Annotated in this window: 13 protein-coding genes; 8 read left to right on the top strand and 5 right to left on the bottom strand. The window is 70.8% G+C overall.

Annotated elements, in window-relative coordinates:
* From V6M45_RS07780 to V6M45_RS07765, 4 genes are all read right to left on the bottom strand, one after another.
* Positions 1–621, bottom strand: a 621-nt coding sequence (locus tag V6M45_RS07780) for a MotE family protein (protein WP_442880561.1), incomplete at its 3' end; no start/stop codon positions are given.
* A gap of 33 nt (positions 622–654) precedes the next feature.
* Positions 655–1,191, bottom strand: coding sequence for a DUF6468 domain-containing protein (locus tag V6M45_RS07775; protein ID WP_332655235.1), 537 nt, complete (start codon positions 1,189–1,191; stop codon positions 655–657).
* On the bottom strand, positions 1,191–2,258 hold the full coding sequence (fliM, locus tag V6M45_RS07770) for a flagellar motor switch protein FliM (RefSeq protein WP_442880560.1): 1,068 nt from the start codon (positions 2,256–2,258) through the stop codon (positions 1,191–1,193). Before fliM ends, V6M45_RS07775 begins: the two co-directional genes overlap by 1 nt.
* Before the next feature lies 1 nt (position 2,259).
* Positions 2,260–2,943: a flagellar basal body-associated FliL family protein gene (locus V6M45_RS07765; RefSeq protein ID WP_332655233.1), complete on the bottom strand. Its 684-nt coding sequence runs from the start codon at positions 2,941–2,943 to the stop codon at positions 2,260–2,262.
* Positions 2,944–3,089: 146 nt separating this feature from the next.
* Between V6M45_RS07765 and flgF the strand changes: the two genes are divergently transcribed.
* The 8 genes from flgF to V6M45_RS07725 all read left to right on the top strand — a co-directional run bounded on the left by flgF (position 3,090) and on the right by V6M45_RS07725 (position 9,420).
* Positions 3,090–3,827, top strand: coding sequence for a flagellar basal-body rod protein FlgF (gene flgF, locus V6M45_RS07760; RefSeq protein WP_332655232.1), 738 nt, complete (start codon positions 3,090–3,092; stop codon positions 3,825–3,827).
* A gap of 12 nt (positions 3,828–3,839) precedes the next feature.
* Complete coding sequence (flgG, locus tag V6M45_RS07755) at positions 3,840–4,628, top strand: flagellar basal-body rod protein FlgG (protein WP_332655230.1); 789 nt, start codon at positions 3,840–3,842, stop codon at positions 4,626–4,628.
* A complete protein-coding gene (locus tag V6M45_RS07750) occupies positions 4,625–5,221 on the top strand; it encodes a flagella basal body P-ring formation protein FlgA (protein WP_332655228.1) in 597 nt (198 codons plus the stop codon). Before flgG ends, V6M45_RS07750 begins: the two co-directional genes overlap by 4 nt.
* A 15-nt stretch (positions 5,222–5,236) precedes the next feature.
* On the top strand, positions 5,237–5,983 hold the full coding sequence (gene flgH, locus V6M45_RS07745; protein ID WP_332655226.1) for a flagellar basal body L-ring protein FlgH: 747 nt from the start codon (positions 5,237–5,239) through the stop codon (positions 5,981–5,983).
* 86 nt (positions 5,984–6,069) lie between these two features.
* Positions 6,070–6,543 carry a hypothetical protein gene (locus V6M45_RS07740; protein ID WP_332655224.1) on the top strand — a complete coding sequence of 158 codons (474 nt, stop codon included), beginning with the start codon at positions 6,070–6,072 and terminating at the stop codon, positions 6,541–6,543.
* Between the two features lie 37 nt (positions 6,544–6,580).
* Entirely contained in the window at positions 6,581–7,009 is a 429-nt protein-coding gene (locus tag V6M45_RS07735; protein ID WP_332655222.1) for a hypothetical protein, read from the top strand.
* A gap of 17 nt (positions 7,010–7,026) precedes the next feature.
* Positions 7,027–7,533 (top strand): hypothetical protein, encoded by a 507-nt coding sequence (locus tag V6M45_RS07730; protein ID WP_332655221.1) that lies wholly within the window; start codon positions 7,027–7,029, stop codon positions 7,531–7,533.
* A 48-nt stretch (positions 7,534–7,581) separates the two neighbouring features.
* On the top strand, positions 7,582–9,420 hold the full coding sequence (locus tag V6M45_RS07725) for a DUF885 domain-containing protein (RefSeq protein WP_332655219.1): 1,839 nt from the start codon (positions 7,582–7,584) through the stop codon (positions 9,418–9,420).
* Here V6M45_RS07725 and V6M45_RS07720 read toward each other — a convergent pair.
* Positions 9,417–9,980: a DUF1579 family protein gene (locus V6M45_RS07720; RefSeq protein WP_332655217.1), complete on the bottom strand. Its 564-nt coding sequence runs from the start codon at positions 9,978–9,980 to the stop codon at positions 9,417–9,419. The two genes, V6M45_RS07725 and V6M45_RS07720, sit on opposite strands and share 4 nt — an antisense overlap.
* Positions 9,981–9,999 lie beyond the last annotated feature (19 nt).

The following is a 9,999-nucleotide window of genomic DNA, read 5'->3' as shown; positions in this document are numbered from 1 at the left end:
GCGGGCGGCGAGCTGGCGCTGGTCGGCGAACCGGCCGGCGAGCTTCTCGGTCAGCTCGCGCGCGGCGGCCGGCTCCATCTGGGCCATGACGGCGGCCAGCGAACGGGGCCGCATCGCCGCGGCCACCGGCAGACGCACGTCGTCGTCGAGAGTGGCGAACACCCGGGCGGCCTCGCGCGGGCGCATGGCGCTGTAGACGGCGACCAGACGATCGACCTCGGCCTTCTCGCGCTCGCCGACCTGGCCCAGCAGGGCCTGGACCTCGGCCTTGACCGCGGCGAGGGCCGCGACCTTGGCGTCGAGCTTCTGTTCGGCGGCCGTCATCAGCGGCAGCATGGAGGCGAAATCGGCGTCGCGGGCGTCCAGCTCGGTGCGGCGCGTCGACAACGACTGGATGATGCGCAGCTCGGCCGGCGAGATGCCCGCCTGCTGGGCCAGCTGCTCCGGCGTCAGGGCGCAGACGGCGGCGGCGGGCGCAGCCGGAGCGGAGGCCGGCGCGGCCTCCTCGGCCCAGGCCCGCGCGCCCTCGAACAGACCGGGGGCGACGCCGACGGCGCGGACGACCACGACCCCGCCGATGGCGACGGCGATCAGGGGCAGCAGGCGGGGGATCTTGCTCATGATCGGCTACTCAGAGGGAATGGGAGGCCGCGATCAGGCGGCGAACAGGTCTTCGTCGAGACTGCGACGGGCGCGGTTGAGGCTTTGCTTCGCGGTTTGGTTAGCGGTCATGGCGCCGAGGATGGCGGCGACATTGCTTCCGCCGGGGGCGCGAGCCTTGGCCGGCGTGGCGAGGCCCTGGATGCGCTCGGCCAGGGCGGCCATACGCAGGGCGCGCTCGTCGTCCGGAGCCGCCGGAGACGGGGCGGCGGCGCGGACGGGCTCGGGGGCGGCGGGGGCGGCGGCCGGGGCCGACGCAGGGGCGCGGGCGATCAGGGACTCGAGCTGGGCCTTGACCTCGCGGGCCTTGATGATGCGGTCGTGCAGCAGGTCCGTCTCCTGCCCCGAGGCGCGCAGCGAGGCCAGGGCGGACTCGGCCCGGCCGGCGGCGGCGTTCAGCTCGGTGACGGCCGAGGCGAAGGCCTGCTGGCCCTCGCGCAGGGCGGTCAGTTTGCGCTCCAGCCGCACGCCGTAGCCGAGGGCGGCCACCAGCAGCAGCATCAGCACGCCGTCGAGGATCATCCCGGTCATCAGCGTCTTCCCTTCGCGAGGCTGGAGGCGGTCTCGACGTCCACGGGGGCCTCGACGCGGACGGCGATATGCTGGCCCTTGCGGCCCATGCGGCCGGTGGTCAGCGGGATCGAGCCGGCCCGGATCGAGATTTCCGAATCCGGGGTGGCGTTGAGCATCAGGGTGTCGCCGACCTTGAAGGCCAGGACCTGGGACAGCGGCAGCTGCTGCTCGTCCAGAACGGCGCGGACCTCGGTGCCGGTGGTCCAGAGCTCGGTGGCCAGGTGGCCTTCCCAGATGTTGTCGCGGCCGAATTTCTCACCCATGAACTGCTGCAGCAGCATCTTCCGGATGGGCTCGAGGGTGGCGTAGGGCAGCAGCAGCTCGATGCGGCCGCCGCGGTCCTCCATGTCGATCCGCAGCTTGACCAGGATGGCGGCGTTGGCCGGCCGGGCGATGGCGGCGAAACGCGGATTGGTCTCCAGCCGGTCGAGATTGAAGTGAACCGGGGTCAGGGGCTCGAAGGCGGCGCGGGCGTCGGCGAGGACGACCTCGACCATGCGCTGGACCAGCACCCGCTCGATGGTGGTGTAGGGCCGGCCCTCGATGCGGAGCGCCGCCGTGCCCCGACGTCCGCCGAGCAGCACGTCGACGATGGAGTAGATCAGGTTCGAGTCGACGGTCAGCAGGCCGTAGTTGTCGAGCTCCTCGGCCCGGAACACGGCGAGGATGGCCGGCAGGGGAATGGAGTTCAGATAGTCGCCGAAGCGGATCGACGAGATGTTGTCGAGGCTGACCTCGACGTTGTCCGAGGTGAAGTTGCGCAGAGAGGTCGTCATCAACCGCACGAGGCGGTCAAAGACGATCTCGAGCATCGGCAGGCGCTCGTAGGAGACCAGGGCCGAGTTGATGATGGCGCGGATGCCGGTCCGTTCGGCGCTGTCGTCGTCGCCGAGGTCGAAGCCCAGCAGGCTGTCGATCTCGTCCTGGTTCAGCACCCGCTCCGACAGGGTGGCCGGCTCGGCCTCGGCCAGCGGGTCCATCTCGTCCAGCGGGTCGGGGCTCTCGGCGAAGGCCGCGTCGGTCATGCTAGTTCACCAGCATTTCTTCGATCAGCACGGCGTCGACCTTGCCCGGGGCGGCGATCAGGTTGACGCGGCGCAGGATCTCGGCGCGGAGCTGGAAGCTGCCGGCCGACCCGGCCAGGTCCTCGGGGCGCAGCTCGCGCAGGAAGCCCTGGAACATGTCCTGCATCCGCGGCATCTCGGCCTGCAGATGCTCGGCCACGGCCGCGTCGTGCATTTCGAGGGTCAGCTTGAGCTTGAGGAAGGTGGGGCGGCCGTCGGGGGCCTGGATGTTCACCAGAATGTCCGGAAGGGTGTAGAAGGTGACCCCGTCCGGGCCTTCGCTGATGACGCCGAGCGCCGGATCGGCCTCGCCGCCCGCGGCGGCTCCGTGGCCCCCGTCCTTCTTTTCGGTCTTGGCGTGACCGCCCTTCTTCTCGGGCGCGTGATCGCCCTCGGCCGCCTCGGCCTTGGGCTGCATCAGGAAGAAGGCCGCGCCGCCGCCCCCGCCCAGCACCAGCAAGGCGGCGGGGATGACGATGAACAGCAGGGGCAGCTTCTTCTTCGCGGGCGGAGCGTCGCCCTCGCCGTCGCCGTCAGCGGGCGCGCCCTCGACGACCGCCGGCAGGGCGGCGTCTTCGCCGGTCGCCGCGCCCTTCTTCTTGCCGAATTTGAACATGCCGCGCGCCCCGAGAATCTCTCGATCCATTCGAGACGTTTTTGGTTAACGAGGCGCTAAGAACCGGCAAATCCTGCCGGGCGCCGCGGGCGGCTTTGCAGCTGCAACGCCCGTGTTTGCTGGATTAACCCTGTTGGCATGACCGTTGCGAAGGACCGGGGCGAAAGGAGCCGCCCGTGGAAAACGCCGCCTATGTCGGACTGTCACGCCAGATGACGCTGCGCCGCGAACTCGACATCGTGGCCAACAACATCGCCAACGCGGACACGACCGGCTTCAAGGTCGAACAGCTGCTGCTCGGCGAGGAGATCGGCGAGCGGGCCCGCAACGCCTTCGTACGGCCGGGCGTCAGCTTCGTCATGGACAGCGGCGTCGGCCGCGACTTCGGCCAGGGCGCGCTTGAGCAGACCGGCCGCAGCCTCGACTTCGCCATCGAGGGCGAAGGCGCGTTCTTCGCCCTGAAGGACGGGGCCGGCGACGCCTACACCCGCGACGGAGCCTTCACCCTCGACCCCGAAGGCCGGCTGACCACCCAGGGCGGCGCGGTGGTCCAGGGCGACGGCGGCGACGTCATCCTCGACCCGGCGCTGGGCCAGCCGGCTGTCGCCGCCGACGGCACAATCAGCCAGAACGGCCAGCCGGTCGGCCGCCTCAGCGTGGTGCGCTTCGACACCCTCGCCGTGCTCGAAAAGGGCGGCGACGGCCTCTACCGCAACGCCTCCAACGCCGCCCCCCAGGCCGCCAACGATGTGCAGGTGCGTCAGGCGATGCTGGAGGGATCCAACGTCAATCCGATCCTCGAGATCACCAACCTCATCGAGATCCAGCGCGCCTACGAGAGCGTGACGCGGATGATCGAGAACACCACAGACCTGTCCCGCCGCGCCGTCGAGCGCCTGGGTCGGGCCGCGTAAGGAGAACCGGATATGCGAGCGCTCAGAACCGCCGCCTCGGGCATGGCCGCCCAGCAGCTGAACGTGGAGGTCATCTCCAACAACATCGCCAACATGAACACGGTCGGCTTCAAGCGTCAGCGGGCCGAGTTCCAGGACCTGCTGTACCAGAACGTCGAACGGATGGGCGCGCAGTCGTCCAGCCAGGGCACGGTCGTTCCGACCGGCATCCAGATCGGCGCCGGCGTGAAGGCCGGCTCGGTCTACCGCGTCACCGAACAGGGCAGCCCTTCGCAGACCGGCAACGACTATGACGTCGCCGTCGATGGACGCGGCTATTTCCAGATCCTGATGCCCTCGGGCGAGACAGCCTTCACCCGGGCCGGCAACTTCTCCCTCAACGGCGAGGGCCAGCTGGTCACCGACGACGGCTATGCGGTGCAGCCGAACATCAACATCCCCCAAGACGCCATCGACGTCACGATCTCCAAGTCGGGCCAGGTCCAGGTCATCACCCAGGGCGCGACCGAGCCCCAGGTCGTCGGCCAGATCGAGCTGGCCACCTTCTTCAACGAGGCCGGCCTCGAGGCCATCGGCGACAACCTGCTGCTGGAGACCGCCGCTTCGGGTCCCGCCAACGTCGGCGCGCCCGGCGAGGTCGGCTTCGGCGAGCTGCTGCAGGGCTATACCGAGGCGTCGAACGTGGACGCCGTGGCCGAGATCAGCGCCCTGATCATCGCCCAGCGGGCCTATGAGATGAACTCCAAGGTCATCACCACCGCCGACCAGATGCTGTCGGTCAGCGCGCAGGTGAAGTCGTGAGGGCGCTGATCCTCGCCGCGACAGCTCTGCTGCTCGCGGGCCCCGCCCTCGCCGGACCGGTCACGCTGAAGGCCAATCCGGTGGACGGGGACGGTCAGGTCACGCTCGGCGACGTCTTCGACGGCGCAGGATCGGCCTCCGGCGTGGTGATCGGCGCCCGCTCGGGCCCCTCCGTCGTGTTCGAGGCCGGCCAGCTTCAGGCCATGGCCCGCCAGTCGGGCCTGGACTGGGCAAATCCGACCGGGTTGCGACGGGTCGTGGTCCGCCACGCCGCCGCCGCCCCCGCGCCGGCGACCCTCGCCGCCTCAAGCGCACCCGCCGCGCCGGCGCCCGTCCGCGCGACCCCGGTCCGCAGCGCCTACGCCGACCGGATCATCAGCCGCAACGACATCGTCGAGGTCGCCTGGGAGGCGGCGGGCGTGCGCCTGACCATCTCCGGCCGCGCCGAGGGCAACGCCGCCGAAGGCCAGCGCCTGGCGATCCGCAACCTCCAGTCCGGCCGCGTCTTCGACGCCGTCGCCACGGCCCCGGGCCAGGCCATCGCCGGGCCCGCCGCCCAGACCTTCCGCACCCAGCAGTTCGCCGCCCGATAGGGGGAAAGAGTACCCATGCGCACCGCCCTGATCGTCTCCGCCGCCGTCCTGACCTCCACCCTTGCGCTCGGCGCCTGCTCCACCGCCGTCGAAGCCGTGCGCGGACCCGAGCTGGCGCCCATCGGCTATCCGGCCGCTCTGGTGCCGACCAGCCAGGTCTATCTGCCCTCCCCCGAGCAGCAGCGGGCCGAGCGGGCCGCCAGCGCCAACAGCCTGTGGCGCACCGGGGCCCGCACCTTCTTCGGGGACCAGCGCGCCCGCCGCATCGGCGACATCGTCACCGTCAGCATCGACATCGATGACCGCGCCCAGACCCAGAACTCGACGGAGCGGACCCGCACCAACGAGATGTCGGGCGGCATCACCAACTTCTTCGGCCTCGAGAACAGCCTCGGCCGCGCCTTCCCCGGCGGTTTCGACCCCGCCAACCTTGTCGGGCTGGAGGGCGAATCCAGCGCCAACGGCTCCGGCTCGGTCAACCGCTCCGAGAAGGTCAGCCTGACCATCGCCGCCGTCGTCACCGACGTGCTCTCGAACGGCAACCTGGTCATCCAGGGCCGGCAGGAAGTGCGCACGAATCGCGAGGTCCGCGAACTGACCGTGGCCGGCATCGTGCGGCCGGAGGACATCAGCTCCGCCAACACCATCGCCCACACCCAGATCGCCGAGGCCCGCATCAGCTACGGCGGTCGCGGCGACATCAGCCGGGTCCAGGCCACGCCCGCGGCCCAGTCGCTGGTGGAGCGGTTCAGCCCGTTCTGATCGCGCAGGACTGAAATTCGCGGAAGCGGAGCGGTGAACCGTTAACGGAAACCCGCGTTTGCCAGTCAGACGCGAGTATCCTTCCCATGTTCAAGTTCGCCATTCCCGCTGTCGCCGCCCTCGGCCTGATCGCGGTCGCCGCCCAGTCCCGCGCCACCGACTCCGCCCCCGAAACGGCCGCCTCCCCGGCGATGGGCTGGCACCTGAGTCATGAGGGCCCGATGGCCAAACTGGCCTATGGCGTGGCCAATTCGGATCAGCTGGCGCTGATGATGACCTGCGAACCCGGCCAGGCCCAGGCGGTGGTCTATGGCGAAATGCAGCCGGCCAGCCCGCGCCTGATCAAGGCCTCGACCCAAGCGGCGGCCATTGATCCGCTGGAAGGCGGTCTCGCCGACGAGGCCCGCATCCCGCTGCGTGCGCCGGTTCTTCAGACGCTGGCCCGCAGCGGCAAGCTGGCGGTCGAGGGCGACGCCGGTCACTTCGAATTGACCGCCGACACCGAAGAACAGCGTCTTGTGGAGCAGTTTTTGGCTTATTGCGGAAACGACACGGTCTGATCACATCCCGTGACAGAGCATCAGCGGGGGCTGAGTCATGATCGCCAATCTCCTCGGCCTCGCCTTGCTGGCTACACAGGCCGCGCCGCCCGAATCGGCCTGGACGTGGACGCTCTACGCCGACGAGGCCCGCGTCGCTCTGGCCCATGAGGTGCCGGACACGCCCAGCCTGCGCTTCACCCTGGAATGCGATCCCGCCTCCGGCGTGGCCCGCGTCGCCTTCTACGGCGGCCCGGCCGAGACGGGCATGGCCCGGGTGACGGCCGGTCAGGCCACCGCCGTGACGGAGTCCACCGCCGAACGGGGGGCGCTGAAACTGACCCTGCGCACCGACCACCCGGTCTTCGCCGCCTTCGCCGCCGACGGCCGGATGAGCGCGGCGGTCGGCGAGCAACGCCGGGCCGTGGAAGTGCCGCGGGCCCATCTTGCCAAACTGCGCCGCTTCACCGAACTGTGCTCGGGCTGATCGCCCGGAGCCCTTCGATGCGCCTTCGCGCCCTTCTCATCCTGTCCGGCCTGGCCGTGAGCGCCGCCGCCTGCGCCACGGTCGAGCCCCCTGTCCCGGCCGCCGCGGCCGGAGGGAGCGGCGCCCCGCAGCCGGTCGCGGGCTACGACTGGTTCTACAACGCCGACGATGACGCCGCCCGGCTGGCCTACGGACTGGCGGAGAGCGACGACCTCAAGCTGGGCTTCGACTGTCGTCGCGGCGCCGGACGGCTGGAGGTGGTGGCGATCGCCGACAAGGGCGCCAAGTTCGAGATCGTCGTGGAAGCGGGCGGGGAGACCGCGCGCCTGGCGGCCTCCGCCGAGCCGTCCCAGCTGAACGACGGCGTCATCCTGACGGCGGAGGCCGCGACCGGGGAGCCGGTGTTCCAGCGCTTCCGCAGGGTCGGCTGGATGGCCCTGTGGCGCGACGGAGAACGGGAGGCCTATGCGCCGCACCCCGGCTCCGCGCCGAACATCGAACGCTTCTTCGCCTTCTGCGGTTGACGGGCGGCTCCGGCTCCGGTGCAGTCCCGCGCCAGTCGGAGGGACGCCATGAAGACCGTGATCGCCATCGGGGCCGCCGCCCTGCTCGCCGCCGCTGCGCCGGCCCTGGCCCGCCCCCTGCCGCAGACGGCCCCGGCCGCGGCGCGCAACGCCGACGATCCGGCGCTCGCCGCCCTGCTGGCCGACTATGAGGCGTATCTGCGGGCCAACGACCCGATCTCGGCGGGAATGGAGGGCGACCGCGAGGCGCTGTCGCGACTGCCCGACGTGTCGCGCGCCTTCGAACTGGCCCAGGAGCCGGCCCTCAAGGGCTTCGCCGACCGGCTCGCCGCGATCGATCCCGCCTCGCTCGGCGACGAGGACCGGCTGAACCATGCGTTTCTCGGCTGGGTGCTGCAGCGCTCCCTGGCCCGCATCCCGCTGGATACCGGGCGGATCGGAGCCTTCAACTCGGAGGGCGGGCCGGGGCAGTCGGCGGCCTATCTGGCCAGCGTGACCCGCATCACGAACCGCGAGGAGGCCGAGGCCTGGATCGCCCGGCTGGAGGCCATGCCGGACTTCTGGCGCCATCCGCTGGAGGACGCCCGGCGCGGGCTGGAAAGCGGTCTCGTCCAGCCGCGCTCCATCGTCGAGAATGCGCTGAGCCTGATGGAGCCGGAAGCGGCCTATACGCCCGCGACCGATCCGCTGCTGAAGCCGCTGGCCGCCCTGCCCGACTCCATTCCCGCCGCCGGCCAGGCCGCCCTGCGCGCCCGCGCCGCCCGGGCCGTCGCCGGCGGAATCATGCCGCAGCGCCGTGAATGGGTCCGCTTCCTGCGCGAGGACTACCTGCCCCGGGCGCCGGAGAGTCTCGGCCTGGTCCACCGGCCGGGCGGGCGCGAGCTCTACGCCTTCCTGACGCAGGGCTACACCACCACGGACCTGACGCCCGACCAGATCCATCAGATCGGGCTGGAGGAGGTCGCCCGCATCCGCGCCCGCATGGAGACGGAGATGCAGGCGGCGGGCTGGACCGGGGATTTCGCGTCCTTCCTCGCCTTCCTGCGCAGCGACCCGCAGTTCTACGCCACATCGCGGGAGCAGTTGCTGGAGAAGGCGTCGGAGATGGCCAAGCGCGCCGATGACGGCCTGCCGGCCCTGTTCGGCACCCTCCCCCGCACCCCCTACGGCGTGCGCCCGGTGCCGGCCGAGATCGAGGCCAACTACACCACCGGCCGCTACTTCCCCGGGTCGATGGAGAACGGGGTGGCGGGCGGCTATATGGTCAACACCGCGCGGCTGGACCAGCGGCCGCTATATGAGCTCCCGGCCCTGACCCTGCACGAGGCGGCGCCGGGCCACCACATCCAGATCGCCCTGCAGCAGGAGGCCGAGGAAGGCCCCTATTTCCGCAAGAGCGTCGACGTCACCGCCTTCACCGAGGGCTGGGGCCTGTATGCGGAATTCCTCGGCGAGGAGATGGGCTTCTACCGCACGCCGTATGAGCGGTTCGGGCGGCTGAGCTATGAGATGTGGCGGGCCTGCCGGCTGGTGGCGGACACCGGCCTCCACTGGCTGGGCTGGGACATCGAACAGGCGCGGGCGTGCTTCCGCGACAACTCGGCCCTCGCCCCGCACAATATCGAGACCGAGCTGCAGCGCTATATCGGCTGGCCGGGTCAGGCCACGGCCTACAAGATCGGCGAGATCCGGCTGCGGGCGATCCGCGCGCGGGCGGAACAGGCGCTGGGCGAGCGGTTCAATGTGCGCCGCTTCCACGACGCCCTGCTGGTCGACGGGCCCCTGCCCATGGCCCTGCTGGACGAGCGGATGAACCGCTGGATCGCCGAAGAGATGGCCCGGCCGGTCAACCAGGACGCCGGCGGGGCGGCCCGGCGCGCCGACTAGGACGCAGGCGGGGCGGCCCGGCGGGTGAAGTCCATGTGCACCAGCAGGGTTTCAGCGCCGGTCTTGTAGCCCACGGCGAAGATGTCGAAGGTCCGGCGGTCGCCGTCATACCGGGAGATCATCTTCATCGGGGTGACCATGCCGTCCTGGCGCACGAGGTCGGTGTGCCAGATCATGGTGCGGGTGTCGGCGTTCCAGTAGCCGATGTCCTGACGCATCCGGTGCTCATTCGTGTCGCCCCAGACCCCGACGTAGCGGCGCGTCGCCGCATCCCAGCCCCACATGCCGGAGCCCTCGTAGGGCATGCCCTCGATGTGGAACTCGTTGATCAGCCACGAGCCGTTGGAACGCAGGGTGTTGTCCTGGACGCCGTGGGCCGTGGTCGGCTGGCCGTCGGGCGTGCTGGCGGGGAAGGTGACGACGGCGTCCCAGACGCCGGCCTCCAGCTTCATCGGCTCCAGCTCGGCCCCCGCCTGGGCGCCGGCCGGCGGGACCTGGGGAGCGGCGGCGGCCGGGGCCGAGATCAGGACGAGCGCGAGAGCGAGGCTGGCGAGACGCATGGAGGATCCCCTGTTGAAG

It is taken from the genome of Brevundimonas sp. (assembly GCF_036676055.1).
Taxonomy (GTDB): Bacteria; Pseudomonadota; Alphaproteobacteria; order Caulobacterales; family Caulobacteraceae; genus Brevundimonas.
Note: the sequence above shows the minus strand (reverse complement) of the source record. Positions and strands in the feature narration are given on the sequence as shown.